This is a genomic window from Brevundimonas poindexterae (assembly GCF_020524625.1).
GTDB lineage: Bacteria > Pseudomonadota > Alphaproteobacteria > Caulobacterales > Caulobacteraceae > Brevundimonas > Brevundimonas poindexterae_A.
The window spans coordinates 399,179-424,366 of the sequence record NZ_JAIVLL010000001.1; the positions used below are offsets into that span (position 1 = coordinate 399,179).

Sequence of the window (25,188 nt, forward strand, 5' to 3'; positions counted from 1 at the left end):
GCATGGCCTCCTATTCCAAGCGCTCCGGTTGTCCGATTGCCTCCAGCCTCGACCTTGTCGGGGATCGCTGGTCGCTGGTCATCCTGCGCGACCTGCTGAACGGGAAGAGCCGCTATGCCGAGTTCCTTACCTCCCCGGAAGGCATATCGACCAACATCCTCGCGGATCGGCTGGCCGCCATGGAGGCGGACGGACTGGTGACGCGTCAGCCCTATCAGTTGAAGCCGAAGCGGTTTTCCTACCACCTGACACCCAGGGGGGCGGCCTTCCTGCCCGTGCTTCAGGCCCTGTGCGTCTGGGGCAATGCCCACCTGCCCGGAACGTGGACGCCCCCGGCCGCCTTCATGGCCCGGACGGTGGATCAATAAATCAGGAACGGCCTGCGAGTCTCTGCCCAAGCGGCCTCGTCCGGGGTGGCGAGGGCGTCGAGGTCGGCGGGGACCGCGCCCGCCTCGTCGACCCATTCCCGGAGGGACGGCCCGCCGTTGATCACGTCGATGGGCAGTTTGCCGAAGGCGTATTCGTAGGGGAAGTCGCGCCACAGGTCGTAGTCCGGATACAGGGCGCGGACGGCCTTGAAGCCCAGGGCCTGCACCCGCCAGGGGCGGAAGGCGGCGTGGTCATAGTGCGGACCCTCCACGTGAATCTGCACCCCGTGGCACAGCTGGCCGACGTGTTTGTGGAAGGTCGGCTGGAACCACATTTCGCGGAGGGCACACCCCGTCAGCCAGTCGGGCGCCAGACACTGCATTTCGGCGATCACGGCGCGGGCGTCGATGTCGGGCGCACCGAAGAGTTCCAGCGGGCGGGTGGTGCCGCGGCCTTCGGACAGGGTGGCGCCCTCCAGCATGACGGTTCCGGCATAGGCGCGAGCCATGCCGAGCGTCGGGGCATTGGGGCTGGGGTTGATCCAGGCCCGCTCCAACAGCGGCCAGCCATGGCCGGGCGCGGCGTCGATGTCGTAGCCCTGCATCTCGATGACGCGATAGTCGACGTCGAGCCTGAAGTGATCGATGAACCAGCGGCCCAGCTCGCCCATGGTCAGGCCGTGGCGCATGGGCATGGGGCCGGCACCGACGAAGCTCTCCCAGCCCGGCTGCAGCAGGGTGCCCTCGACCGGCCGGCCGGCGGGGTTGGGGCGGTCCAGAACCCAGACCGTCTTGCCGTGCGTCTGTGCGGCCTCCAGCACGTAAAGCAGTGTCGTCACATAGGTGTAGATGCGGCAACCGAGGTCCTGAAGGTCGATCAGGATGACGTCGAAGGTGTCCATCCATTCGTCCTTCGGACGGCGGACCTCGCCATACAGGCTGAAGACGGGAAAGCCGTGGACCGGATCGCGATAGTCCGGGCTCTCCATCATATTGTCCTGGAGGTCGCCCTTCATGCCGTGCTGGGGTCCGAAGGCGGCGGTGATGTCGATGTCCGGGCAGGCGACCAGGGCGTCGATGGCGTGCGTCAGGTCCTCGGTCACCGAGGCCGGATGGGCCAGCAGGGCCACGCGGCGGCCCTTCAGGGGGCTGCGCAGCGCCGGTTCGGACAGCAGGCGGTCGAGACCGGTCTTCATGTGAGCTCCAGCACGAACGAGTCGGGATGATGAAAGTCGGGCTTATCCGACGGATGCGCCAGCGCCCAGTAGCCGAGGCTGCCGTCGGTCGCCTCGATCACGGCGGAGACGGCGATCGGGCCGGTGGCATTTGGGGGCAGGTCGATGACGGCCTCGAGAGCGACATACTCCTTCCCGCCATCCAGACCATGAACGTCAATGACCTGGTCCGCCGGACTCATGCCTTCGCGATAGCCGCTGAAGGCATATGTCGCCCAGGCATCCGAGGGCGACAGATTGTATTCGACGTAGCCATCGCCGGTTCTGACGAAGACCTCGAAACAGGTGTGCTGCCAAAGACCGTCTGTGCGGATCGCCGGAGCTTTGCGCGGCCACTCGACGGCATCCGTGTCGCCCTCAACAATGAAGCGCAGCCAGAGCTGGTCGGCCCGGCGCTCCCGATCAACCGAAACCGTTAGCGTGTCGCGCGGCGACGCGGGGTGAGGCGTCAGGTCGACCTGCATTCGAAATCGGCTCCTTAAGCTGGCGCAAGGTCCGTGCTACACGCCCCTTCCCCTCCCCGCCAAGCCTCAAGACCCATGACCGAGCCAGCCTTCAAGTCCGACTTCCTCAAGACGCTGCGGGATCGCGGCTACATCCACCAGATCACCCATCCGGACGAGCTGGATGCGGCGGCGGCCGGCGGGGTGGTGTCGGGCTATATCGGCTTTGATGCGACGGCCCCCAGCCTGCACGTCGGCAGCCTGATCCAGATCATGATGCTGCGCCGCCTGCAGCAGGCCGGGCACCGGCCCGTGGTGGTCATGGGCGGCGGCACGACCAAGGTCGGCGACCCGACCGGCAAGGATGCCTCGCGCCCGCAACTGACCGACGAGACGATCCAGTCGAACATCGCCTCGATCCGCACGGTGTTCGAGAAATTCCTGGCCTTCGGCGACGGGCCGACCGATGCGGTGATGGTCGACAATGATGAGTGGCTGTCGACCTATGGCTACATCCAGTTCCTGAGGGACTACGGCACCCATTTCACGGTCAACCGGATGCTGGCCTTTGACTCGGTCAAACTGCGGCTGGAGCGCGAGCAGCCGATGACCTTCCTCGAGTTCAACTACATGCTGATGCAGTCGGTGGACTTCCTCGAGCTGAACCGGCGGCTGGGCGTGACCCTGCAGATGGGCGGCTCGGACCAGTGGGGGAACATCACCTCGGGCGTCGATCTGGTGCGGCGCGTGGACCAGAAGTCGGCGTTCGGCCTGACCACGCCGCTGCTCACCACGGCCTCGGGCGGCAAGATGGGCAAGACCGCCCAGGGCGCCGTCTGGCTGAACGCCGAACAGCTGAGCCCGTATGACTACTGGCAGTTCTGGCGGAATGTGGACGATGCCGATGTCGGCAAATTCCTGCGCCTGTTTACCGACCTGTCGCTGGACGAGATCGCCCGGCTGGAAGCGCTGGACGGCGCGGCCATCAATGACGCCAAGAAGGCCCTGGCCGATGCGGCAACCACCATGCTGCACGGCGAAGAGGCGGCCGCGACCGCCCGCCAGGCCGCCGAGAGCGCGTTTGAGAAGGGACAGCTGTCGGCCGACCTGCCGACGGTCGAACTGCCACGCGACGAGGTGATCGGGGCCATGATCGCCGCCGTCGCGACGCGGGCGGGCCTGACCGCCTCGAACGGCGAGGCGCGGCGTCTGGCCCAGGGCGGCGGACTGCGTCTGAACGATGTGGCGGTGAGCGACGGCGCCCAGCTGGTGGCCGACGGGGACGTGACCGATGGCGTCATAAAGCTGGCGGCCGGCAAGAAGAAGATCGTTCTGGTGAAACCCGTCTGAGGAGACCGAGATGTCCGAGCTTGAAGGCAAACCCGTTTTGGCGTTCGACATGCCGACCGCCGACGGCGACCGGGTCAGCGACGGGGCGCTGAAGGGGAGACCCTATGTGCTCTACTTCTATCCCAAGGCGGACACGCCCGGCTGCACGACCGAGGGCAAGGACTTCTCGGCCCTGATGGACGAATTTGCCGCCGCGGGCGCGCGGGTGATCGGGGTGTCGAAGGACACGGTCCGCAAGCTGTCGAACTTCAAGGCCAAACACGATCTGACCGTCACCCTGGCCTCGGACGAGGACGAGAGCGTCTGCGAGGCTTTCGGCACCTGGGTCGAGAAGTCGATGTACGGCCGGACCTATATGGGCATTGAGCGGGCCACCTTCCTTGTGGATGCCGGAGGGGTGATCCGCCGTCACTGGCCCAAGGTGAAGGTCAAGGGGCACGCCGAGGCGGTTCTGGAGGCCGTGCGCGAACTCTAGATTCGTGGACCGTCCGCGCTCCGATCAACTGTACGGCATCTGACACAAGATTTTGTCTGTCCAGATTCGCGGATACCCTTGAGAGGCGAAAACCGGTTTCGGCGACCGTCGTTATTCGCCGAATACGATTCCGAAGAGGGTTAATGCTTCACTAACAGGGTTGAAGCCCCCTGCCCCCTGCCGCATAAAGCGTGCGTTCGGGGGTGTAGAGTATGCACGACGAGGAAGAAACGACCCGGACAGGCTGGCTGCAACGGTGGTTTCCTGTCCGTTACATCTATCTTCGCACCGGCGATGAGGTTCAGGCCTATGCCCTGACCGCCAGACGCCAGATCATGATGGGCGCGCTGGCGCTCGGACTGGTCGGATGGGGTCTGGTCGCCAGTTGCGGCTTTATCATCGACATGATCGGCGTCAGTGGCGCCGAACGCGCCGTGGCCCAGGCCCGCGCGGCCTCCGAGCGGGTCAATGCGGACCTGCAGGCCCGTCTGGACACCGCCGTGGTGCGGATGGAGGCCAGCACCGGCTCGCTGGACGAACTGGCCCAGATGGTCGAGCGGCGCCACGCCGCCCTGACGCAGGTCATGGGCACCTTCCGCGGCGTCGACGGGGCCGAGCTGGCGCTGCAGCCGGTCGTGATGACCGACTCCGACAGCCGCACGCCGATGGAGCGCATGGCCGCCGTGCGCATGGATCAGGAGCGGCTGATCGCCCGCGCCGAGCAATTTGCCGAGACGCGCGCCGAGCGCCTGCGTCTGGCATTCCGTCTGGCCGGCCTGAACCCCGCGGCCTACGTCGGACAGGGCACGTCGCTGGGCGGGCCGCTGATCCAGGCCGATGACCCCAGCGCGCTGGCCGCCATCCTGAATGTGGACGAGCCCTTCGCCACCCGCATCCTCAACGCCTCACGCAATCTGGGGGATATGCGCGGCCTGACGGATGCCGCCGACGGCCTGCCGTTCTCGCGTCCGACCCAGGCGCGCACGACCTCGGGCTTCGGCGTGCGGTTCGATCCCTTCAACGGTCGCCCGGCCCTGCATCAGGGCCAGGACTTTGCCGCCCCGCTCAACACGCCCATCCATGCGACCGCGCCGGGCGTCGTCTCTTTTGTCGGGGTGCGTTCAGGGTATGGCAACACCGTTGAGATAGACCACGGGGGCGGTTTCAAGACGCGCTACGCCCATCTCAACTCGACCTCTGTCCGGGTCGGGCAGCGGGTTGCGTTGGGTCAGAGAATTGGCGCCATGGGTTCGACCGGCCGGTCGACCGGTGTGCACCTCCATTATGAGGTCTGGATGAATGGCCGCGCCCAGAATCCAGCCCGCTTCATGAAAGCCGGAGATTATCTTGTTCAATAAGTCCAAATCGCCCGCCAAGCCCTCGTCGGTGCCGTCGATCCCGCCGCTGCCCGACATGCCGCAGGCCCCGCAGTCGACCCAGTCGGCCCAGCCCCGTCCGGCCGCACCGGCCCCGCAGGCCCAGCCCGCGCGCAATCTGTCGACCCTGTCGGCGGACCTGAAGTTCGACGGCAATGTCTCGGGCTCGGGCGACCTGCAGGTCGACGGCCAGATCAAGGGCGATGTGAAGGTTGGCCGCCTGATCGTCGGTGAGACCGGCGCCATCGAGGGCGGCGTCAGCGCCGACTATGTCGAGGTGCGCGGCCGGATCGTCGGTGCCGTCTCGGGCAAGCAGGTGAAGCTGATCTCGACCGCCTATGTCGATGGCGACATCACCGCCGAACAGCTGTCGATCGACATCGGTGCCTATTTCCAGGGCCGCTGCATCCAGGGCAGCCGTGGCGCCGCTCCGGCTCAGGCCGCCGCGCCGCGCCCCTCGGCCCAGCCCGCCGTCGCGCCCCAGGCGCCGCAGCCGGTCCCGCCGGCCGATGCGCCGCAACGGATCGACATGTCGTCCAACTAGCAGCGACGAATTTGATGGATACCAAAACGGGGCCTCGCGGCCCCGTTTTTCGTATCAGCTGTCGGCGCCCTCGCGGGTCTCGCCGACCCGCGCCGCCAGCGCGGCGCCCATGAAGGCGTCCAGATCGCCGTTCAGGACCCCGTCGGTGTCCGAGGTTTCGACATTGGTCCGCAGGTCCTTGACCATCTGATAGGGCTGCAGAACGTAGGAGCGTATCTGGTGCCCCCAGCCGATGTCGGTCTTGGCGTCGGCCAGGGCCTGGGCCGCAGCCTCGCGCTTCTGCAGCTCCAGCTCGTAGAGCCGCGCGCGCAGCATCTTCCACGCCTGTTCGCGGTTCTGGTGCTGCGACCGACCGGCCTGACAGGCGACGACGGTATTGGTCGGCACGTGGGTCAGACGCACGGCCGAGTCCGTCTTGTTGATGTGCTGACCGCCGGCGCCCGAGGCCCGGTAGGTATCGGTGCGCACATCCGAGGGATTGATGTCGATCTCGATGGTGTCATCGACCACCGGCGACACCCCGATCGAGGCGAAGCTGGTGTGGCGCTTGGCCGCCGCATCATACGGACTGATCCGCACCAGCCGGTGCACGCCGGATTCGGACTTGAGCCAGCCATAGGCATTGGGGCCCGAGATCTGCACGGTCGCCGACTTGATGCCGGCCTGTTCGCCCGAGGTCTCTTCCTGCAGCTCCACCTCATAGCCGTGGGCCTTGGCCCAGCGCGTATACATGCGCAGCAGCATGCCCGCCCAGTCGTTCGACTCGGTGCCGCCGGCGCCGGAGTTCACTTCCAGATAGGCGTCATTGCCGTCGGCCTCGCCGGACAGCAGGGCCTCCAGCTCGGCGCGGGCGGCGCGTTCCTTGATGGCCTTCAGCTGGTCGACAGCCTCCTGCCAGGTGGCCTCGTCGCCTTCCTCGTCGGCCATTTCCGAGAGCATCACGCCCTCTTCCAGGCCCGATTCCATCTCGCGAACCGTGTTGACGCGCGCCTCGAGCTGGGACCGCTCGCGGCTGACGGCCTGGGCCTGATCGGGGTCATCCCAGAGCGTCGGGTCCTCGACCCGGGCGTTCAGCTCATCCAGTTTCCGTAGGGCGACATCCCAGTCAAAGACGCCTCCTGAGCAGAGCCACGCTCTGCTCGATGTCGGCCTTCAAGGCCTCGACATCCGCTCTCATCGCCTACTCCTGCGATCTGATGAAAAGGCGCACCCGACCGGGGCCGGGTGCGCGCCATGGCAGCTACCTAGAGCGTCAGTAGAGTCCGCTCAAGTCCTCGGCCGGCTCCTTGCGGGGTGGCGGCGGGGTGGTCGGGGGGGCGGGCGTCGAGTCCTCACGGGCCTTTTCCTCCTGCTCACGCCGGATGATGTCGTTGTAGTTCTGCGGCCCCGTCGGGGTTTCCGGCTCGCGGGTGGGCTCCTCGCGGCGACGCTCGGTGCCCGGGCGGAAGGCTTCCTCGATGCCGTTCACGGTGCGGAAGACGGCATTCTTCGGCTTCAGGAACGGACGGGCCGGATATTCCTTCAGCGCTGCCTGCATGAAGGCGTTGAACACGGGCACGGCGGTCGCCGCCCCCGCCTCGCCACTGCCTAGCGAACGGTTGTCGTCAAAGCCAATGAAGACGCCGACCACGATGTCGGTGGTGAAGCCCACGAACCAGGCCGAGCGGTATTCATTGGTCGTGCCGGTCTTGCCGCCGACCCAGCGGCCGAGGCCGCGGGCGCTGGCGGCCGTACCGCGCTGGACCACGCCTTCCAGCATGGAGCTGACCTGATAGGCGGTTATGGGGTCGATCACCTGCTCGCCGCGCGGCTCCAGCCGGGGCGACTCCTGACCGCTGAACCCACGGGTGCACTCGCGGCAGGTGCGGTCATCGGCATTGAAGATGGTCTCGCCGTTCCGGTCCTGGATCAGCTCGATCAGATAGGGCTCGACGCGGCGCCCGCCGTTGACGAAGGCGGCGTAGGCGGCGGTCAGGTCATAGGGGGTGGTCTCGCCGGCCCCCAGCGACACCGACAGGTTCGGCTGCAGGTCGTCGGCCACGCCCATGCGCGACGCCAGGTCGATGATCTTCGGCATGCCGACCCGATCAGCCAGACGCACGGTCATGACGTTTCGCGACAGCTCCAGTCCACGACGCAGGGTCTGAGGGCCATAGTACTGCCGGCTGTAGTTTTCGGGGCTCCAGCGGGTGCCGTTCGGGCCGCCCGCGAAGCTGATCGGCGCGTCGTCGATGACCGAGGCCGGGGTGAAGTCACCCTCGAGGGCTGCGGCATAGACGATGGGCTTGAAGGCCGAGCCGGGCTGGCGCCGGGCCTGGGTGGCACGGTTGAAGCTGGACAGGGCGTAGGAATAGCCGCCGACCATGGCCAGCACACGGCCGGTCTGGGGATCCATGGCAACCAGGGCGCCGTTCACCGCGGGGATCTGCTTCAGGGCGTATTGATCGCCGCGAGGCTCGACGAAGATCAGGTCGCCGCGCTGAAGCTGCTTGCGCGCATTGGCCCAGGCCGCATCGCCGGGCACCAGGGTGCCCGCGCTGCCGTCGCCCGCCAGACGCACGCGGACGGTGTTGCCCGAGGCGCTCTCGACGGCGGCCGCCTGCCAGGCGCGACGCTCGGGGGGAGCGGTCTTCTTGAGGGCCTGTTCTTCCCAGCCTTCCGAAAAGTCAGTCGTGCCCCAGGGCCCGCGCCAGCCGTGGCGGCGGTCGTAGGTCTCAAGACCGGTCATAAGCGCGTCGCGCGCGGCGGTCTGAAGCGTCGGGTCCAGCGTGGTCCGCAGATAATAGCCGCCGGCATTGATGGCCTGGGCGCCATACTCGGCGATGGCCTGACGGCGGGCTTCCTCTACGAAATAGTCGGCGTCGCGATACTGGGCCCGGCGCGGGGCATCCTGGGTGACCAGTGGACGGGCGCGGGCGGCGGCCAGTTCCTGGGGTGTCAGGGCGCGGTTGTCGGCCATTTCACCCAGAACCCAGTCCCGGCGGGCCTTGGCGGCCTCGGGATAGCGTTTGGGGTGATAGTTGGTCGGCCCCTTGGGCAGGGCCGCGAGGAAGGCGGCCTCGTCGGCCGTCAGCTGGTCCAGCGACTTGCCGAAATAGTTATAGGCCGCCGAGGCGATGCCGTACGACCGGTAGCCCAGATAGATCTCGTTCAGGTACAGCTCGATGATCTGTTCCTTGCTGAGGGTCGCTTCCAGCCGGCTGGACAGGATGGCTTCCTTCAGCTTGCGGTTCACGCTGGTCTCATTGGTCAGCAGGATGTTCTTGGCGACCTGCTGGGTGATGGTCGATCCGCCCTCAAGGCGCCGTCCCGTCACGACATTGAAGACGTTCTTGAACATGGCCCGGCCGAGGCCGGACACGTCGACACCGCCGTGGGTGAAGAAATTGCGGTCCTCGGCGGCGAGGAAGGCCTCGATGACCACCTGCGGAATCTGCTCGAAGGAGACATAGATCCGGCGTTCCTCGGAGAATTCGCCGATCAGGGTGCCGTCGCCCGCATAGACGCGCGTGGCCGTGGCCGGACGATAGTCGGCCAGCTCGGTCGCATCGGGCAGGTCATGGAACAGCCACGCCGCATAGACGGTGACCACCAGACCAGCCAGGGCGATCGCGCCCAGAAGGCCGATCCCCGCCATCACGAACCAACGTTCGGCTATCTTCACCGCTTACTCCGACAGGACCCGTCCGGAGGGTTTAGCCCGCGTCGCTCCCCGGCGAAAGGTCTTGCGCGCACGGGACGGACCGGGCCGCAGTCTCAGCGATTGCCGCCGGCTTGGGGCGTGCCCGCATACTGGGCCGGCGAGGCCAGGGTGGTGAAATACTGGTCGATGCCCTGCACCACACCGCGCATCAGCTCCCGGCGGCGGCGTTCGTCCATCAGGACGCGCTCATCCTCGGGATTGGTGACAAAGCCCATTTCCAGCAGGACGGCGGGCACATCGGGGGCCAGCAGGACGGCCAGACCGGCATCGCGGTGGCTGCGCCGCAGCAGGGGGTGGCCGGTGCGCTCGATCTCGGACAGCAGGTTGCGGGCGAACTGGGCCGAGCGGTTCTGGGTCGAGCGCTGGGTCATGTCCAGCAGGATGCGGTCGACCGACGGGTCCTGACCCGGCAGGTGCAGCTCGCGGTGCCAGTCGTCGCGGCCGGTAAACTCGCGTACGGCCCGCCCCGCGCCCTGTTCGGACAAGGTGTAGACGCTGGCGCCCCGGGTCGCGGGGTCTCCCCCGGCATCGGCATGCAGCGAGATGAACAGGTCGGCGCCGGCCTGACGGGCGATCTCGACGCGACGCGGCAGGCCCACATAGACGTCGGTCTGGCGGGTCATGATGACGCGATAGCGGCCGGTGCGTTCCAGCTCGGCCTTGAGCGCCAGTCCGGCGGCCAGGGTGATGGCGCTTTCCCGCGACTGGTGCCCGAGGGCGCCGGGGTCGTGGCCGCCATGGCCGGGATCGATGACGATCAGCGGGCGGCGGTCGCCCGAGCGCGAGGGCGGAGGCGGCGTGGCCACCCGGGCGCGGCGCGAGTCGGCCGTGCGGGGTTGCGGTGCGCCGGTGGCCTTCAGGTCGATGACATAGCGATAGTGGTCAACGCCGTCGCCGGGCGACAGCAGGAAGCGGCGCTCGATCTCGACGCCCGAGGCCAGAACCAGCTCGATTCGCGAGCGGCTGCCGCTCTGGGCAACCTGATAGGCGCGGACGAGCCCCGTCCCCTGCCCCGTCTGGCCGCGGCCGGCGCGCACGCCGTCGAGATCCACGACCACACGGCCATCGCCGCCGTCATCGACCACCGTGCCGCGCGTGGAGGCTTCCAGATCCACGACCACGCGGGTGCGCTGGGCATCGCCGCCGAAGCGGACGCGCAGGATCTCGCCGTCCGCGCCGAGGGCAAAGCCCCGCCCGGCCGTCAGGATCAGCATGCAGATCACGACAAAGGCCAGGGCCGTCATGGCCCATTCCCTGGCTCGCCACCCGGCAAGATCGAATTTCAGACGCGCACGCATTCTGTCGTAACCAAAAGCCCGTATTTCCGGTCTTGGTCAGGGATGACACAGGCCTCTGTGGATTCCGTTAAGACCATTCGCCTTTCAATTCCGTCAGAGGCCCCCTATTGTTCAGCTGCTGTGGTCGCGGACCGCCCCGAGCGGGACCTTTGACCGGCAGCCCCGATCCCACCCCTTCTGACGCCCGCACGGCCTGACCGACGGACGACAGGGCGGAACCGGACCGCGGATGGCGGATGCCGACGAATGGCAGACTGACCGACGCGGACCGCGTTCCAGGAACACGCACGACCATGGGCCTTTCGACCCGCTCGAATCCGGAGACCGAACCTGTCCGCTCAGCAGACGGCATGACCGTTTGCGCGAGGTTCCTCCTGGCCCACCCCCCTCATTTCAATCGGCGAGCCGCTCGACCGGTCGGGACACGTCCCGACGGGCGGGGACCGGCGCGCCCAGGAAAGACCCTTCATGTCCAAGACAATGCTTATCGACGCGGCCCATGCCGAGGAGACCCGCGTCGCCATCGTGGAATCTCGCCAGGTTGAGGAATTCGACTTTGAATCCCGGGCGCGGCGCCAGCTTCGCGGCAACATCTATCTGGCCAAGGTCACACGGGTAGAGCCCAGCCTCCAGGCGGCCTTCGTCGAATACGGCGGCAACCGCCACGGCTTCCTGGCCTTCAACGAAATCCACCCCGACTATTACCAGATCCCGGTCGCCGACCGGGAGGCCATCATGGCCGAACTGTCGAACTCCTCGTCCGAGGATGAGGCCGACGACGGCGAACTGCGCGAGGTCGACGAGGAACACGACAGCGACGGCGCCCTCGCAGACGAGGAGCGCCTGAAACGGCGCCTGATGCGGCGCTACAAGATCCAGGACGTCATCCGCCGCCGCCAGATTCTGTTGGTCCAGGTCGTCAAGGACGAGCGCGGGGCCAAGGGTGCGGCCCTGACCACCTGGCTGTCGCTGGCCGGCCGCTACTGCGTGCTGATGCCCAATACCGGCAAGGGTGGCGGCATTTCGCGCAAGATCACCAATGCCGCCGACCGCAAGCGCCTGAAGGCCGCCGCCTCGGCGCTGGACGTGCCGCACGGCATGGGCCTGATCATCCGGACCGCCGGCGCCAAGCGCACCAAGGCCGAGATCAAGCGCGACTACGAATATCTGCTGCGCCTGTGGGAGACGATCCGGGAGACGACCCTCAGCTCGAACGCCCCGTCGCTGATCTATGAGGAAGAGAACCTGGTCCGCCGTGCCGTGCGCGACATGTTCGACAAGGATTTCGACGGCATCCAGGTCGAGGGCTATGAGGGCTGGAAGCAGGCGCGCGACTTCATGCGCGTGCTGATGCCCGCCCAGGCGAAGAAGGTTCACCTGTACCGGGGCTCCAAGCCGCTGTTCGCCGCGAACGGCATTGAGGACCTGCTGACCCAGATCCACCAGCCGGTGGTGCCGCTGAAGTCCGGCGGCTATCTGGTCATCAACCAGACCGAGGCCCTGGTCGCCATCGACGTGAACTCGGGTCGCGCGACCAAGGAACGCAACGTCGAGCAGACCGCCTACAAGACCAATCTGGAGGCCGCGGCCGAGGCCGCCCGCCAGCTGCGCCTGCGCGACCTGGCCGGCCTGATCGTCATCGACTTCATCGACATGGACGAGTCGAAGAACAACCGGTCCGTCGAAAAGGTCATGAAGGACGCGCTGGCCAAGGACCGCGCCCGCATCCAGATGGGCCGGATCTCGGACTTCGGCCTGATGGAAATCAGCCGCCAGCGCCGCCGCCTGGGCGTGATCGAGGGCGCGACCGAGGTCTGTCCGCACTGTCAGGGCGCCGGTCGGGTCCGCTCGCCGGAGTCCGCTGCGCTGATGATGCTGCGCGCCGTCGACATCGAGGCCGGCAAGAATGGCGCCGGCACCGTCGGCCTGAAGGTGCCGCTGGCCGTGGCCCTCTACATCCTGAACCACAAGCGCGACTATCTGGACGCGCTGGCCCGCACGCGCGGCGTGGTGGTCATGGTCTCGGTCGACGAGAGCCTAGCCCAGGGTGATTACAAGGTAGAGCGCCTGACCTCCGATCCGGACTTTGTCGCGCCCGAGGCCGACGCCCTGCCGGTCGACGACGCACAGATGGATGACTTCGCCGACGACGATTTCGACGACGAGGACGAAGACGAGGAGCTCGACGCCACCGAGGCCGGTGACGAGGACGAGAGCGAACACGAGGACGAGGACGGGGACCGCTCGGGCGGCCGTCGCGGCCGTGGCCGGGGCCGTCAGCGCGGACCGGCCGTCGAGGCTGCGACCGAGGACGACAGCGAGGATGGAGGGCGTCGCCGCCGTCGGGGCCGTCGGGGTGGTCGCCGGGTCCGCGAGGACAGCGAGCGCGACGGCTTTGCCTGGGTGCGCGGTCGCACGCCGGACCTGTCCGATCCGTTCGTCTGGTTCGATCCGCTCAACCCGCACGGGGATGGCGACGACAGCGAGCCGAAGGCCGAGCGGACCGAGCGTCCGGCCGTCCAGGCCTCGAACGACGATGCCGAGGGTGAGCGCGAGGGCGGTCGTCGCCGTCGCCGCCGTCGCGGCCGCGGTCGGGACCGGAACGGGTCCGACGGGGCCAGCCCGCGTGCCGAGGCCCGCGCCTCGAACGAGGGCATGATCGACGAGGATCCGGTCGACACTGCGATCGCCGCTCCTTCGGAAGAAGGCGCGCCCTCGGTGCCGGTGACGCCCGACGCCCCCGCCGCCGAGGAAGCCGCGCCCAAGCGTCGCCGCGTGCGCCGCAAGGCCGCGCCGGTCGAGGCCACGGAAACGCCCGACACCGTCGATGCCGAGGTCGACGCGACGACGGAAACGGCTGTCTCGCCCGACATCGCGCCTGAGTCGGTCGAGGCCGGACCGGCCGGGGTCGAGCCGGTCGCCGTGGAGGCTGAGCCCGCACCGCAGACCGCCGAAGACGTCGAGGTCACGCCGGCCGCACCGCCGCGCAAGACGGTCGATGTCGAGGAAATCCTGGCCAATGATCCGAACCAGATCACGTCCCCGCCTCCCAAGCCCAAGCGTGGCTGGTGGCGCCTTTGACCTGACGCGCCTGCGCGGCGATGATCGCGCAACCGGTCCTGTCGGGCGACTTGGTCATTGTTTGGCCTTGTCGCCCGGCGACCAATAGCCATCCGGGAACCAGGCGGTCGCGCGGCCGTCGTCGGACAGGAGCACGTCTTGAGCTGGCTTAAGCGAACCGTTTCCCGCGTCGGCGGCGTGGCCGTCGCGATTGCCGCCCTGCTGGCCCTGCCCGCGCAGGCCGATGCCCAGAGCATCATCCGGGATACGGAGATTGAGGGCATCATCCACGACTGGTCCGCGCCCGTGTTCACGGCCATGGGGCTGAACCCGGACGAGATCACCATCCTGCTGGTCAACGACCCCTCGCTGAACGCCTTTGCGACGCGCGGGCGGATTATGGGGCTGAACACCGGCCTGATCCTCGAGACCGACAATCCCAACCAGTTGCTGGGCGTCATCGCCCACGAGGGCGGCCACATCCGCAACCGCCACACCCTGCGCGACGGCGTGCAGCAGGCGGGCATGCAGCCGTTCCTGATGACCATGGCGCTGGGTGCGCTGGCCGCCGTGGCCGGAGCCCCCGACGCCGCCGCCATGCTGGTCGCGTCCAGCCAGTATTTCGGCACCCTCGGCGCCCTGCGCTATATGCAGAGCCAGGAAGGCGAGGCCGACATCACCGCCGCCCGCGCGCTGGAAGCCGCCGGGATTTCGGGCCGCGGTCTGGTCGAGTTCTTCGAGAACTTCCGCTCGCAGGAAGTCTTCTCCGAGGCCCGGCGCTATCCCTATTTCCGCAGCCACCCCCTGTCGTCGCAGCGCATCGAGAACCTGCGCCGTCCGGTCGAGGCCTCCCCCTATTACGGCGAGGTCGACAGCCCCGAGCGGATGGCCGAGCACGCCCTGGTCATCGCCAAGATCCACGCCTTCATGGATCACCCCAACTATACGTTGCGCGAATATCCCGAGAGCGACACCTCCCTGCCCGCCCGCTATGCCCGCGCCATCGCCTGGTTCCGCGACGGCCAGACGGACCGCGCGCTCAATGCGGTGGACGCCCTGATCGCCGAACAGCCCGAAAACCCCTTCTTCTGGGAGCTGAAGGGCCAGATCTTCTTCGAGGAAGGGCGCCCGGCCGAGGCCGTCGAGGCCCACCAGCGCTCGGTCGATCTGATGCCGGATGCGCCGCTGCTGCGGATCAATCTGGGCCACGCCCTGATCGAGTCGCGCGACGATACCCTGCTGGACCGCGCGGTGGCCGAGCTGAAACAGGCCACGGTGCTGGAGCACGACAACCCCATGGCCTGGCGTCTGCTGGCCCAGGCCTATTCGCAGATGGGCCGCGAGGGTGAGGCCCGGCTGGCCTCGGCAGAGTACTACTATGTTCAGGGCCAGACGGATCAGGCGACCCAGTTCGCCCTGCGCGCCCGCGACATGCTGGAGCCCGGCTCGATGGAATGGCGCCGGGCCATGGACATCATCCTCGCGTCTGGCGCGACCATGGACGACATCCGGGTGCTGGACGAATCGAACGCCAACCGGCCACAGGGGGTGATCCCGCCCTCCGGCCAACCCTAGAGACCGCATGACCGACACGCCCCCCGAGACCGGCTCCGAGACCAACCCGGCACCGCAGGACACTTCCTCGCGCTGGCTCGCCCGCTACGGGACCCCGCTGGCGCTTGGCATCGCCGTGGTCGCGCTGGGCCTGTCGGCCTGGGCCAGTTTCGGCGGCGGGTTTGAAAGCCGGGTGCGGACCTATCTGGTCGCGAACCCGCAGATCCTCGACGAAATGATCCACGCCCGCGACCAGCGTGCAGCGGCCGAGCGGATCGACCGCATCAATGCGGCCGTCGCCTCCATGCCCCAGATGCTGGAGCCCGGCCCCGGCGAGCCGGTGTTCGGGCCGGCCGACGCCGCCGTCACCGTCGTGGAATATTTCGATTACCGCTGCCCCTACTGCAAGGCGGCGGCGCCCGGCTATCTGGAGCTGATGCGCGCCAATCCCGATGTGCGCTTCATCTTCCGCGAATGGCCGATCCTTGATTCGGGCAGCACCACCGTGTCGCAGCACGCGGCGCGCGCGGCCCTGCTGGCCCACAGCCAGGGCAAATATCTGGCGGTGCACCAGGCCCTCATGGCCGAGAGCGCCCTGTCGCATGAGGCGATCGACCGGATCCTGGCCGCGAACGGCGTGGACACCGGCCCGAACGGTCAGGCCCTGATGGCCACCGGCATCAGCCGCACCCTGGCCGATGTGCAGGCGGGCGCGGGCGCCGCCGGCATGGACGGCACGCCGACCTTCTTCATCAATGGCAAGGCCAGCCCCAGCAATGACCCGGCGGCCATCGCCCAGGCTATTGCCGCCGCGCGCTAGATCAGGCCCCTAGATCAGGCCACTGAGCGGCGACGAGGCGCTGGCGTAGCGGCGCTTGGGCATGCGTCCGGCCAGATAGGCCTCGCGTCCGGCGATCACCGCATGCTTCATGGCGCGCGCCATGCGGATCGGGTCCTTCGCCTCGGCAATGGCGGTGTTCATCAGCACGGCGTCGCAGCCCAGTTCCATGGCGATGGTGGCGTCCGAGGCCGTGCCCACACCGGCGTCGACCAGCACCGGCACCCTGGCCTGTTCGACGATCAGCCGGACATTGACCCGGTTCTGGATGCCCAGACCCGAGCCGATCGGGGCGGCCGCCGGCATGATGGCAGCGGCCCCGGCCTCTTCCAGATGGCGGGCCATGACCACGTCGTCGGTGCAATAGACCATGACGTCAAAGCCGTCCTTGACCAGCATCTCCAGCGCCCGGAGCGTCTCGGGCATGTCGGGATAGAGGTGCGGGGTCTCGGACAGAACCTCCAGCTTGACCAGGTTCCAGCCGCCCGCCTCGCGCGCCAGCCTGAGCGTCCGCACCGCATCCTCGCTGGTGAAACAGCCGGCGGTGTTCGGCAGATAGGTGAAGCGGTCGGGTTTGACGTGATCGACCAGCATGGGCTGGCTGGGATCCGACAGATTCACCCGGCGCAAGGCCACAGTGACGATCTCGGCGCCCGCCGCCTCGGCCGCTGCGGCGTTCTGGGCATAGTCGGCATATTTGCCGGTGCCGACGATCAGCCGCGAGGTGAAGGTCCGACCGGCGACGGTCCAAGTGTCATCTGTGTGTGTATCGCTCATGCGCGACACCTAGGGCGCGGCGGGCGCGAGTGAAAGAGCGTCCGGCGATTTCATGCACTCGGGGCTTCAGGGCCACCGTCCAGGGCCGCCCGCACGGTAGCCAGGCGGCCCCGGCTGACCGGAAGCGGATCGCCGTGCGACAGGTGCACACGGTATCGCCCCTCCTCCCGCTCCAGTCGGGTCAGATGGACCAGATTGACCAGGGCCGACCGATGCACGCGCACGAAGGCAGGAGACAGGTCGCGCTCAAGGGCATCCAGTCGGGCCGCATGAAGCAGGGTTTGCCCGTCCACCAGCCGCAGCTCGACATAGTCGTCGGCGCCGAGAATGGCGACGATGTCGGCCAGCGGGACCAGAACGACACCGCGCGATGAGGCCACGGTCAGGCGATCAGGCCGACCGGCCGCCCGCGCAAGCGCCGTCTCCCGGCGCTCCGCCTCCCACCCCAGACGCACCACCTCGACCATCAGCAGGGGAAGGACCAGACAGGCCGCCAGCACGAAATAGGACAGGTTGACGAACACGTCGGGCCAGATCGTCAGCACGCCGAGGATCAGGACCAGCCACGCCAGCATCGCCCGGGCGCCCGGTTGGCGGCGGTACACGCCCCGGGCGGTGATCGCCGCCGCCAGCGCAAGGCCGAGACCAAGGGCGGCGGCCGTCTTGGCGTCAAAGCCCGGCACGACCAGCGACGTCGCTACCAGCAGGGCGGCGCCTGCGGACGTCCTGCGACCGGCCATCGGCCAGAAGCGCGCCGTCACCCACGACACCAGCAGGATGCCGAACAGGGCCGCCAGGCTCCAGATCGCGACAAGCCGCCAGATGTGGAGCGGATAGGGATAGGTGCCGATCAGGTTCACGCTTTCCAGCACCGCATGCAGGCCGGCGGCGCCCGCCATGCCGGCGAGGGCCAGGCTGGACCCTGTGCGCCGGATCGCGTGGATGACGCCGAAGCCGAAAGCCGCTGCCAGCAATGCCCCGGCGGCCAGCAGCATGGCCGGCATCAGCACCCTTGGCATGGCATAGGGATAAGGCGCAACGAGCACCGCCCCCATCGGATAGTCCAGTCGCAGGCCGCCGTGAAAGGACGACAGGTGCACGACCAGCGTGTTCCCCTCCGGCTGCCACAGGCGATCGCTGATGGGAAAGGCGGCCTGATAGGCGCCCGGCTGTTCGGCGGCCCGGGTGGTGCCCGGTCGGCCATTCCGGCCCAGCCGCTGCCCGTTCAACCAGGCCTCTGAGGATGCGACCCCGACCAGATAGAGGGCATGCGGGCCCGGCCCGGTCGGCGTGGCCTGGCGCTTGCGCAGCCACAGCTCCCGCCCCTGAGGATCGACGGGCCCTCGCAACGGCGCGCAGGTCGTCCCGCCGACCCCGGGCGGTCCGTCGCAGACGTCCCAGCCCTCGCTCGCCGCCGCCGTCGCCGTCGTCGCGAACAAGGCCACCAGGACCCCGATGAGAATCAGCCACCGTGCCATGGGCCGATCCTAGCCCACCCTTCACCGGGCGTGCCGGTCATTGACCGAACCACGGGCGCCACTCACCGATCCAGCCACGACGGAGGGCGGTCGGATGGAGGAGACACGACGGCATGAAACCGATCCAGATCAACCGCCGCTCCGTTCTGGCCGCCGCCGGCCTCGCCCTCCCAACCCTGGCCATCGCGCAGGACGCGGCCGGCCCGTTCCGCTTCACCGGCTGGCGCGGGGCCGAGACCGATGCCGAACGCGGTTTCCTTGAAGTTCCGGAGGACCGGAGCGATCCGGCGTCGCGGACGATCCGCCTCGGCTATGTGCGCTTCCCCTCGACGTCGCCGAACCCCGGCAATCCGATCGTCTATCTGTCAGGCGGTCCGGGGGGCACGGGCACCGGCACCGCGACGGGTCCGCGCTTTCCGATCTTCATGGCCTTGCGGGCCGTTGCGGATGTGATCGCCTTCGACCAGCGCGGCACGGGTCTGTCGGCCTCGATCCCGCCGCTCGACCTCGCCCCCCTGCCCGTGCCGCCGCTGACCCGCGCGGGGCTGACCGGGCATGTGCGCGAGGCCTACCGCGCCGCATGGGATGCCTGGACGGCGCGCGGCATCGGCATGCGCGGCTACACGACGGCGGAGAGCGCCGACGATCTGGACGCCCTGCGGGTGCATCTGGGCGCCGAGCGGATCGACCTGTGGGGCATCAGCTACGGCTCGCACCTCGCCCTGTCGGCCCTCAGGCGCCATCCGGACCGGATTGGCCGCGTCGCCCTGGCCAGTCTGGAGGGGCAGGATCAGACCGTGAAGCGGCCCGACCGGCTTGAACTCTATCTGGACCGCGTAGACGCCCTGCTGGACGGCGACGCCTCGCTTCGCGCGGCGGTGCCCAGCCTGCCGGCGCTGATGCGGCGCGTGCATGCGCGGATGGAGGCCGAGCCGCTGGCCCTCGCCTCCACCTACCGGGGCGCCCCGGTCGAGGCGCAGGTCGGCGGCTTTGCCGTTCAGATGCTGGCCGGTGGCCTCATCGCCAATCCGTCCAGCCTGGCCCTGCTGCCGTCGCTGTATCTGGCACTGGAGGCCGGAGAGACTGCCGTCCTCTCGCGCTTCTTCGGCCAGATGGAAGGCCTGCTGGACATCGCCGGAATGCCCGAAACCATGGACCTTGCGTCCGGTATCTCGCCCGCCCGGGCAGCCCTGGTCGCCGAAGTGGCCCCTGCCTCGGTGCTCGGAGACGCCCTCAACTTCCCCATGCCGCACCTGTCGGGGGTCGTGCCCGGTCTGGATCTGGGCGAGACGTTTCGCGCGCCCCTGAGCATCGACACGCCCGCCCTGCTGGTCGCCGGCACCCTCGATGGCCGGACGCCGCTGGAGGAACAGGCCGAGGTGGTCGACCAGTTCCGCAACCGGTCCCGCATCATCGTCGAGAATGCCGGCCACAATGTCTTTGAGGCCCACCCGGAGGTTCAGGACCTGCTGGTCCGCTTCTTCGCCGGAGAGGCCGTCTCCGACACGCACCTCACCCTGCCGCCGCCTGCCTTCCCGCCGGCCCTGGTCCGCGCCTGATCACCCCCCGCCGACGAACTGGACGATCTCGATGCGGTCACCGTCTGTGAGGGCGGTGGTGGGGTGCAGGGATTTGGGCACGATCTCGAGATTGCGCTCGATGGCGACCTTGCGGGGGTCGAGACCCAGTTCCTCGACCAGACCGGTCAGGGTTGTGGCTGTGACCCGACGGGATTCGCCGTTGACCTGAATGTGCATGACGCGGGGTCACCTTCCTTGCCGTCCGGGCTATGACCGGCCGGAATGCTAAGCTAAAACCCGGGCCGGAATCGCGAGCGGCGGAGCCCATGGGCCGTACTGACGTCATCTATGTGCTGAACGGCCCCAACCTCAACCTTCTGGGTGAGCGGGAGCCCGAAATCTATGGCCGGGAGACCCTGGCCGATGTGCAGGCGCTGTGCGAGGCGGCGGCCGGGGATGTCCCCGTCGTATTCCGCCAGTCGAACCACGAGGGCGAACTGGTCGAGTGGATCCACGAGGCCCGGGGCACCGCCCGTGCGCTGGTGATCAACCCTGCGGCCTTTACCCACACCTCGGTTGCCCTGCTGGATGCGCTCAAGACCTTGGACATTCCGGTCGTGGAGTGCCATTTGAGCAATCCGGCGGCGCGGGAGGAGTTCCGGCGCCATTCCTATGTCTCGCTGGTTGCGACCGGCGTCATTTCGGGCTTCGGCCCCCACGGTTACGAGCTGGCGGTCAAGGCCGCCCTGAGGCTGGCGCAGGAACGCGCCGACGCCGCGGCTCGTTGAAAGAACGAAGAAGAACAAGGGTCACCCTCTCATGGCTGTGAAGAAATTGCCGAACGAATCCGAGATCGACACCACCCTGGTCCGCCAGCTGGCCGACATCCTGAAGGAGACCGAGCTCTCGGAGATCGAGGTCGAGCGCGGTGAGCTGAAGATCCGGGTCGCGCGCGAACTGACCGTGGCCGCCGGCCCGGTGACCTATGCGGCGGCGCCGGCTCCGGCTGCTGCCCCCGCCCCGGCCGCTGCGCCTGCGCCCGCGGCCATGCCGAGCGACCCCGCGACCATGGTGGCGCGCGCCGGCGAAGAGGTGAAGTCGCCGATGGTCGGCACCGTCTATCTGCAGCCCTCGCCCGAGGCCCCGACCTTCGTGAAGGTCGGCGACAAGGTGAAGAAGGGCCAGACCCTGCTGATCGTCGAGGCGATGAAGACCATGAACCCGATCCAGTCGCCGCGCGACGGTGTGGTGGCGGACGTGCTGGTCGGCGACGCGCAGCCGGTCGAGTTCGGCGAACCCCTCGTCCTGCTCGAGGCCTGATCCCGTGTTCACCAAGGTCCTGATTGCCAACCGGGGTGAGATCGCCCTGCGCATCCATCGTGCCTGCAAGGAGATGGGCATCTCCACCGTGGCCGTGCACTCGGAAGCCGACCGGGGCGCCATGTGGGTGCGGCTGGCCGACGAGAGCGTCTGCATCGGCCCGGCGCCGGCCGCCAAATCCTATCTGAACATCCCCTCGATCATCGCGGCGGCGGAAATCACCGGGGCCCAGGCCATCCACCCCGGCTATGGCTTCCTGTCCGAAAACGCGCGCTTCGCCGAGATCGTCGAGGCCCACGGCATGAGCTTCATCGGGCCCAAGTCCGAGCACATCCGGATCATGGGCGACAAGATCACCGCAAAGCAGACGGTGAAGGACGCGGGCATTCCCGTGGTTCCGGGCTCTGACGGCGAGGTCGAGACGGTCGAGGCGGCCATTGCGGCCTCGAAGTCGATCGGCTTCCCGCTGATCGTCAAGGCGGCCGCCGGCGGCGGCGGACGCGGCATGAAGGTGGCGCTGACGCCCGACGATCTGGTCGAGGCGGTGCAGACGGCCCAGTCCGAGGCCAAGGCCGCCTTCGGCAATGGCGCGGTCTACATGGAGCGCTATCTCCAGAAGCCGCGGCACATCGAGCTTCAGGTCGTGGCCGACAGCCACGGCAATGTCGTGCACCTGGGTGAGCGCGACTGTTCGCTGCAGCGTCGTCACCAGAAGATCTTGGAAGAAGCCCCCTCGCCCGCCCTGTCGGCGGCCGAACGCGCCAAGATCGGCGAAACGGTCAACAAGGCCATCGCCGCCATCGGCTACCTCGGCGTCGGCACCATCGAATTCCTGTGGGAGGACGGCGAGTTCTTCTTCATCGAGATGAACACCCGCCTGCAGGTCGAACACCCGGTCACCGAAATGATCACCGGCGTCGATCTGGTCCGCGAGCAGATTCGCATCGCCGCGGGCGAGCCGCTGTCGTTCAGCCAAGACGATGTGAAGTTCACCGGCCACGCCATCGAATGCCGGATCAATGCCGAGAATTCGGAGACCTTCACCCCGTCGCCCGGCACCATCACCGACTATCACGCGCCCGGCGGACTGGGCGTGCGGATGGATAGTGCCATCTATGCCGGCTATTCGATCCCGCCCTATTACGACAGCCTGATCGGCAAGCTGATCGTGCACGGGCGTGACCGCGAGGCCTGTCTGGCACGGCTGAAGCGCAGCCTGAACGAGATGGTCGTGGGCGGCATCGACACCACCATCCCGCTGTTCCAGAAGCTGCTCAACGAGCCGGACATCCTGTCGGGGGATTACGACATCCACTGGCTGGAAAACTGGGCCAAACGCCAGAAGGGGCCGGCCAGCTGAGCGAGGCGCTCACAACGCTGATCGACCCCGAGGCCCTGACCGCCGACTATCTGCTGCATGCCTATCGCTATGGGTCCTTTCCCATGGCGGAGGCGCGCGACGACGACACCCTGGTCATGATCCGGCCGAATGTGCGCGGGGTGATCCCGCTGGACCGGTTTCACATTCCGGCGCGTCTGGCCCGCACGGTGCGGAGCAGCGATCTGGAGGTGCGGGTGAACGGGGACTTCCCGCAGGTGATCGCCGGCTGTGCGGCCCTGATCCGCGATCGCTGGGACACCTGGATCAACCGCCGCATCGAGCAGGTCTATACCGAGCTGCACGAACAGGGGCATGCGCACAGCATCGAATGCTGGGCGGGCCACGCCCTGGTCGGGGGCCTGTACGGAGTGCAGATCGGCGGGGCCTTCTTCGGCGAAAGCATGTTCACCTATCAGCGCGATGCCTCAAAGATCGCGCTGGTGCATCTGGTGGCGCGCCTGAACCGCGCGGGCTTCAGCCTGCTGGACGCCCAGTTCGTCAACAATCACCTGAAACAGTTCAACATCGTCGATGCCCCGCACCGGATCTATATGCGCGTGCTGCGTCCGGCGCTGGAGCAGCACCCGGACATGGAGGCGTTCAGGGCAGCAATGACGGGCGAAGAGGCCGTGGCCTATGCCCGGCAGTCGACCAGCCAGGCGTCGTAGACGGGGTGCTCCAGCACGGCCATGCCGGGCGAGGAGGCGAACATCCAGCCGCGGAAAATCTGGCGCGGCTCGGCCCCGGTGACCACGCCCCGGGGCTGCAGGCTGACCTCGACATAGCCGGCGGCTTCCTGATCGCGCTCTTCCTCGGACGACACCTCGCAGGCGCGCACGCGGAAGATCAGCTCGCGCTTGAAGGCCACCGGGCGACCGCCGACCTCGACCTCGAAGCGGATGGATTCGGCCGTCACCTTGTCGATGGCCTGGATCACGGCGACGCGGCGGCGCTGCCGCGGCGGCGGCGGGCCTTCGGGCTCGGTCGGGGCCTCGATCACCTCGACCTCGTCCTCCTCGGCGACCTCGACCTCGTCGGTTTCCTCGGGCGGCGTCTGGATTTCGTTGAGCGGCGCATTCCGGCGCGCCTGATTGAGGGCGGCCGTGGTCTCTTCCGGCGTCAGCGGCACGGGCACCGGTGCGGACGGCGCGGGCTGGGTATTCGGCGCCGTCTCGGTCGGGGTCAGGGTGTTCTGCGCGGGTGCAGGGTCCTGGGCCGGGGCCGGATTGGTCGGCGGGTCCTGGATCGGCCGGGCATCCTGGGGCAGGTCGTTCAGGGCGGCGGTCACGCCGACACCGGCCACCGCCAGGGTGGCCACCGTCACCAGTCCCAGAAGGCGGGCCGGGCGTTTCATTCGGGCGTCCACGCCTCATAGTCGCCGGTGGCGGCCGGGCGCTTGCCGGTCGTCAACAGCGAGCCGGGCGGACGCCAGGCCAGCGGCGTACCGGTCAGGTTGGGCAGGTGGTCCTTTTCCCAGGTCTGGCGCGGCAGGGCCGCCTCGGTCGGCGGCTCGTCGAAGGTGTAGTGCAGCCAGCCGTGCCAGTCAGGCGACACCTTGGTCGCCTCGGCATAGCCGTCATAGATCACCCAGCGGCGGCGACGGCCGTCATAGCTCCGGGTATCGCGCGATTCGTAATAGCGGTTGCCCTGCTCGTCCGTGCCGACCAGCCGGCCACGCTTGGCCACCGTGAACAGGGTGCCGATCGTTGCACCACTCCACCAGGAAAACAGTTTGGCCAGCACGTCAGGAAACCCAGTCATGTCAGTGGGGCGCGAACCGGTGCGCGCCGATGGATCATCATACGAACCGGCACCCGGCACGTCCAGCGGCGGATCGCCGCGAAACAGGGCTGGACGGGCGGCGCGGAACTTGCATGACAGGGGGTGACTGATCCGCAAACGGGACCCCTGCCATGACGCGCCCTGCCCTTGCCGCCGCCTTCGGCCTCGCCACAGCCGTGGTCATGCTGGCCGTCGCCGTTCCCGAGCCGGCCTTTGCCCAGAATGCCAGCCAGATCGCGCGGGTGCGGGCCGGCAACAGCTGCCCGGGCTGCAACCTGTTCCAAGGCGATTTCTCCTATATGGAGGCGCGCGGGCTGAACCTGTCGGGGTCGCGTCTGCGTCAGGCGAATCTCAGCCTGGCCGTGATGAACCGCACCCGCTTCACCAATGCCGACCTGCGCGACGTCGACGCCTATGGCGGGGTGTTCTCCAGTTCACGGTTCGGCGGGGCCAATCTGACCAACGCCAGCTTCGTGGGCGCCTATCTGGAGGGGTCTGACTTTTCCGGCGCCACGCTGGACGGGGCCAATTTCTCCGGCGCCCAGCTGCAGCGCGCGACCGGCCTGACCCAGCGCCAACTGGATCGGGCTTGTGGGGATTCTGAAACACAACTGCCCGGTTCGCTCCGCATTCCGGCCTGCTGAGGGGCCCGATCCTTACGCCGAATTAAGTAGGGATTTGCGGTC

General features: G+C 68.0%; 24 protein-coding genes. 14 read left to right on the top strand and 10 right to left on the bottom strand.

Annotated elements, in window-relative coordinates; all coding sequences use genetic code 11:
• Positions 1–2 precede the first annotated feature (2 nt).
• The gene (locus LC068_RS02150; protein WP_226634145.1) at positions 3–368 is read left to right on the top strand and encodes a winged helix-turn-helix transcriptional regulator; all 366 of its coding nucleotides are present in this window, start codon (positions 3–5) and stop codon (positions 366–368) included.
• Here LC068_RS02150 and LC068_RS02155 read toward each other — a convergent pair.
• Both LC068_RS02155 and LC068_RS02160 read right to left on the bottom strand, forming a co-directional pair.
• Complete coding sequence (locus LC068_RS02155; RefSeq protein ID WP_226634148.1) at positions 362–1,564, bottom strand: exo-beta-N-acetylmuramidase NamZ family protein; 1,203 nt, start codon at positions 1,562–1,564, stop codon at positions 362–364. The two genes, LC068_RS02150 and LC068_RS02155, sit on opposite strands and share 7 nt — an antisense overlap.
• Complete coding sequence (locus tag LC068_RS02160) at positions 1,561–2,067, bottom strand: DOMON-like domain-containing protein (RefSeq protein ID WP_226634150.1); 507 nt, start codon at positions 2,065–2,067, stop codon at positions 1,561–1,563. The genes LC068_RS02155 and LC068_RS02160 overlap by 4 nt, the downstream gene beginning before the upstream one ends.
• Positions 2,068–2,142: 75 nt before the next feature.
• Here LC068_RS02160 and tyrS point away from each other — a divergent pair, with 75 nt between their 5' ends.
• From tyrS to LC068_RS02180, 4 genes are all read left to right on the top strand, one after another.
• Entirely contained in the window at positions 2,143–3,396 is a 1,254-nt protein-coding gene (gene tyrS, locus LC068_RS02165; protein ID WP_226634151.1) for a tyrosine--tRNA ligase, read from the top strand.
• A gap of 10 nt (positions 3,397–3,406) precedes the next feature.
• Positions 3,407–3,871 carry a peroxiredoxin gene (locus tag LC068_RS02170; RefSeq protein ID WP_226634153.1) on the top strand — a complete coding sequence of 155 codons (465 nt, stop codon included), beginning with the start codon at positions 3,407–3,409 and terminating at the stop codon, positions 3,869–3,871.
• A gap of 212 nt (positions 3,872–4,083) precedes the next feature.
• On the top strand, positions 4,084–5,229 hold the full coding sequence (locus LC068_RS02175) for a M23 family metallopeptidase (RefSeq protein ID WP_226634155.1): 1,146 nt from the start codon (positions 4,084–4,086) through the stop codon (positions 5,227–5,229).
• Positions 5,219–5,791 carry a bactofilin family protein gene (locus LC068_RS02180; RefSeq protein WP_226634157.1) on the top strand — a complete coding sequence of 191 codons (573 nt, stop codon included), beginning with the start codon at positions 5,219–5,221 and terminating at the stop codon, positions 5,789–5,791. The genes LC068_RS02175 and LC068_RS02180 overlap by 11 nt, the downstream gene beginning before the upstream one ends.
• Before the next feature lie 54 nt (positions 5,792–5,845).
• Here LC068_RS02180 and prfB read toward each other — a convergent pair.
• The 3 genes from prfB to LC068_RS02195 all read right to left on the bottom strand — a co-directional run bounded on the left by prfB (position 5,846) and on the right by LC068_RS02195 (position 10,738).
• Positions 5,846–6,968 (bottom strand): peptide chain release factor 2 gene (gene prfB / locus LC068_RS02185; RefSeq protein ID WP_226634159.1). Its coding sequence is split into 2 segments (ribosomal slippage): positions 5,846–6,898 and positions 6,900–6,968, totalling 1,122 coding nucleotides; the frame shifts between segments, so codons are not numbered across the junction.
• 75 nt (positions 6,969–7,043) lie between these two features.
• A complete protein-coding gene (locus LC068_RS02190; protein WP_226635436.1) occupies positions 7,044–9,428 on the bottom strand; it encodes a penicillin-binding protein 1A in 2,385 nt (794 codons plus the stop codon).
• Positions 9,429–9,547: 119 nt separating this feature from the next.
• Complete coding sequence (locus LC068_RS02195; RefSeq protein ID WP_226634162.1) at positions 9,548–10,738, bottom strand: N-acetylmuramoyl-L-alanine amidase; 1,191 nt, start codon at positions 10,736–10,738, stop codon at positions 9,548–9,550.
• Positions 10,739–11,260: 522 nt separating this feature from the next.
• Here LC068_RS02195 and LC068_RS02200 point away from each other — a divergent pair.
• The 3 genes from LC068_RS02200 to LC068_RS02210 all read left to right on the top strand — a co-directional run bounded on the left by LC068_RS02200 (position 11,261) and on the right by LC068_RS02210 (position 16,226).
• Positions 11,261–13,873 (top strand): Rne/Rng family ribonuclease, encoded by a 2,613-nt coding sequence (locus tag LC068_RS02200; protein ID WP_226634165.1) that lies wholly within the window; start codon positions 11,261–11,263, stop codon positions 13,871–13,873.
• A 138-nt stretch (positions 13,874–14,011) separates the two neighbouring features.
• Positions 14,012–15,427, top strand: coding sequence for a M48 family metalloprotease (locus tag LC068_RS02205; RefSeq protein WP_226634167.1), 1,416 nt, complete (start codon positions 14,012–14,014; stop codon positions 15,425–15,427).
• Positions 15,428–15,434: 7 nt separating this feature from the next.
• The gene (locus LC068_RS02210) at positions 15,435–16,226 is read left to right on the top strand and encodes a DsbA family protein (protein ID WP_226634169.1); all 792 of its coding nucleotides are present in this window, start codon (positions 15,435–15,437) and stop codon (positions 16,224–16,226) included.
• Between the two features lie 9 nt (positions 16,227–16,235).
• On the opposite strand, the gene LC068_RS02215 is transcribed toward LC068_RS02210, so the two are convergent.
• The gene (locus LC068_RS02215; protein ID WP_226634171.1) at positions 16,236–17,021 is read right to left on the bottom strand and encodes a thiazole synthase; all 786 of its coding nucleotides are present in this window, start codon (positions 17,019–17,021) and stop codon (positions 16,236–16,238) included.
• A gap of 50 nt (positions 17,022–17,071) precedes the next feature.
• Positions 17,072–18,499 carry a LytR/AlgR family response regulator transcription factor gene (locus LC068_RS02220; RefSeq protein WP_226634173.1) on the bottom strand — a complete coding sequence of 476 codons (1,428 nt, stop codon included), beginning with the start codon at positions 18,497–18,499 and terminating at the stop codon, positions 17,072–17,074.
• Between the two features lie 113 nt (positions 18,500–18,612).
• On the opposite strand from LC068_RS02220, the gene LC068_RS02225 reads away from it, so the two are divergent.
• On the top strand, positions 18,613–20,058 hold the full coding sequence (locus LC068_RS02225) for an alpha/beta hydrolase (RefSeq protein WP_226634176.1): 1,446 nt from the start codon (positions 18,613–18,615) through the stop codon (positions 20,056–20,058).
• Here LC068_RS02225 and thiS read toward each other — a convergent pair whose 3' ends face one another.
• Positions 20,059–20,256 (bottom strand): sulfur carrier protein ThiS, encoded by a 198-nt coding sequence (gene thiS, locus LC068_RS02230; protein WP_226634178.1) that lies wholly within the window; start codon positions 20,254–20,256, stop codon positions 20,059–20,061.
• Positions 20,257–20,345: 89 nt separating this feature from the next.
• On the opposite strand from thiS, the gene aroQ reads away from it, so the two are divergent.
• The 4 genes from aroQ to aat are packed head-to-tail and all read left to right on the top strand — an operon-like array spanning position 20,346 to position 23,388.
• Positions 20,346–20,807 carry a type II 3-dehydroquinate dehydratase gene (gene aroQ / locus LC068_RS02235; RefSeq protein WP_226634180.1) on the top strand — a complete coding sequence of 154 codons (462 nt, stop codon included), beginning with the start codon at positions 20,346–20,348 and terminating at the stop codon, positions 20,805–20,807.
• Positions 20,808–20,838: 31 nt separating this feature from the next.
• Positions 20,839–21,339, top strand: coding sequence for an acetyl-CoA carboxylase biotin carboxyl carrier protein (accB, locus tag LC068_RS02240; protein WP_209117393.1), 501 nt, complete (start codon positions 20,839–20,841; stop codon positions 21,337–21,339).
• 4 nt (positions 21,340–21,343) lie between these two features.
• Positions 21,344–22,699 carry an acetyl-CoA carboxylase biotin carboxylase subunit gene (gene accC, locus LC068_RS02245; RefSeq protein WP_226634182.1) on the top strand — a complete coding sequence of 452 codons (1,356 nt, stop codon included), beginning with the start codon at positions 21,344–21,346 and terminating at the stop codon, positions 22,697–22,699.
• Between the two features lie 20 nt (positions 22,700–22,719).
• The gene (gene aat, locus LC068_RS02250; protein WP_404825193.1) at positions 22,720–23,388 is read left to right on the top strand and encodes a leucyl/phenylalanyl-tRNA--protein transferase; all 669 of its coding nucleotides are present in this window, start codon (positions 22,720–22,722) and stop codon (positions 23,386–23,388) included.
• Here the strand turns inward: aat and LC068_RS02255 are convergent.
• Together LC068_RS02255 and LC068_RS02260 are read right to left on the bottom strand one after the other, a co-directional pair.
• Positions 23,355–24,074, bottom strand: a complete 720-nt coding sequence (locus LC068_RS02255; protein ID WP_226634184.1) for a DUF2155 domain-containing protein — start codon at positions 24,072–24,074, stop codon at positions 23,355–23,357. The two genes, aat and LC068_RS02255, sit on opposite strands and share 34 nt — an antisense overlap.
• Positions 24,071–24,481: an NADH:ubiquinone oxidoreductase subunit NDUFA12 gene (locus LC068_RS02260; protein WP_264182095.1), complete on the bottom strand. Its 411-nt coding sequence runs from the start codon at positions 24,479–24,481 to the stop codon at positions 24,071–24,073. Before LC068_RS02260 ends, LC068_RS02255 begins: the two co-directional genes overlap by 4 nt.
• A gap of 152 nt (positions 24,482–24,633) precedes the next feature.
• Here LC068_RS02260 and LC068_RS02265 point away from each other — a divergent pair, with 152 nt between their 5' ends.
• Complete coding sequence (locus tag LC068_RS02265) at positions 24,634–25,146, top strand: pentapeptide repeat-containing protein (RefSeq protein WP_226634186.1); 513 nt, start codon at positions 24,634–24,636, stop codon at positions 25,144–25,146.
• The last annotated feature ends 42 nt before the right edge of the window (positions 25,147–25,188 follow it).

Coding starts and splice junctions, on each gene's coding strand:
- LC068_RS02150 (WP_226634145.1), top strand. CDS start 3: ATGGCCTCCTATTCCAAGCGCTCCGGTTGTCCGATTGCCTCCAGCCTC.
- LC068_RS02155 (WP_226634148.1), bottom strand. CDS start 1,564: ATGAAGACCGGTCTCGACCGCCTGCTGTCCGAACCGGCGCTGCGCAGC.
- LC068_RS02160 (WP_226634150.1), bottom strand. CDS start 2,067: ATGCAGGTCGACCTGACGCCTCACCCCGCGTCGCCGCGCGACACGCTA.
- tyrS (WP_226634151.1), top strand. CDS start 2,143: ATGACCGAGCCAGCCTTCAAGTCCGACTTCCTCAAGACGCTGCGGGAT.
- LC068_RS02170 (WP_226634153.1), top strand. CDS start 3,407: ATGTCCGAGCTTGAAGGCAAACCCGTTTTGGCGTTCGACATGCCGACC.
- LC068_RS02175 (WP_226634155.1), top strand. CDS start 4,084: ATGCACGACGAGGAAGAAACGACCCGGACAGGCTGGCTGCAACGGTGG.
- LC068_RS02190 (WP_226635436.1), bottom strand. CDS start 9,428: ATGGCGGGGATCGGCCTTCTGGGCGCGATCGCCCTGGCTGGTCTGGTG.
- LC068_RS02195 (WP_226634162.1), bottom strand. CDS start 10,738: ATGACGGCCCTGGCCTTTGTCGTGATCTGCATGCTGATCCTGACGGCC.
- LC068_RS02200 (WP_226634165.1), top strand. CDS start 11,261: ATGTCCAAGACAATGCTTATCGACGCGGCCCATGCCGAGGAGACCCGC.
- LC068_RS02210 (WP_226634169.1), top strand. CDS start 15,435: ATGACCGACACGCCCCCCGAGACCGGCTCCGAGACCAACCCGGCACCG.
- LC068_RS02215 (WP_226634171.1), bottom strand. CDS start 17,021: ATGAGCGATACACACACAGATGACACTTGGACCGTCGCCGGTCGGACC.
- LC068_RS02220 (WP_226634173.1), bottom strand. CDS start 18,499: ATGGCACGGTGGCTGATTCTCATCGGGGTCCTGGTGGCCTTGTTCGCG.
- LC068_RS02225 (WP_226634176.1), top strand. CDS start 18,613: ATGAAACCGATCCAGATCAACCGCCGCTCCGTTCTGGCCGCCGCCGGC.
- thiS (WP_226634178.1), bottom strand. CDS start 20,256: ATGCACATTCAGGTCAACGGCGAATCCCGTCGGGTCACAGCCACAACC.
- aroQ (WP_226634180.1), top strand. CDS start 20,346: ATGGGCCGTACTGACGTCATCTATGTGCTGAACGGCCCCAACCTCAAC.
- accB (WP_209117393.1), top strand. CDS start 20,839: ATGGCTGTGAAGAAATTGCCGAACGAATCCGAGATCGACACCACCCTG.
- LC068_RS02255 (WP_226634184.1), bottom strand. CDS start 24,074: ATGAAACGCCCGGCCCGCCTTCTGGGACTGGTGACGGTGGCCACCCTG.
- LC068_RS02260 (WP_264182095.1), bottom strand. CDS start 24,481: ATGACTGGGTTTCCTGACGTGCTGGCCAAACTGTTTTCCTGGTGGAGT.
- LC068_RS02265 (WP_226634186.1), top strand. CDS start 24,634: ATGACGCGCCCTGCCCTTGCCGCCGCCTTCGGCCTCGCCACAGCCGTG.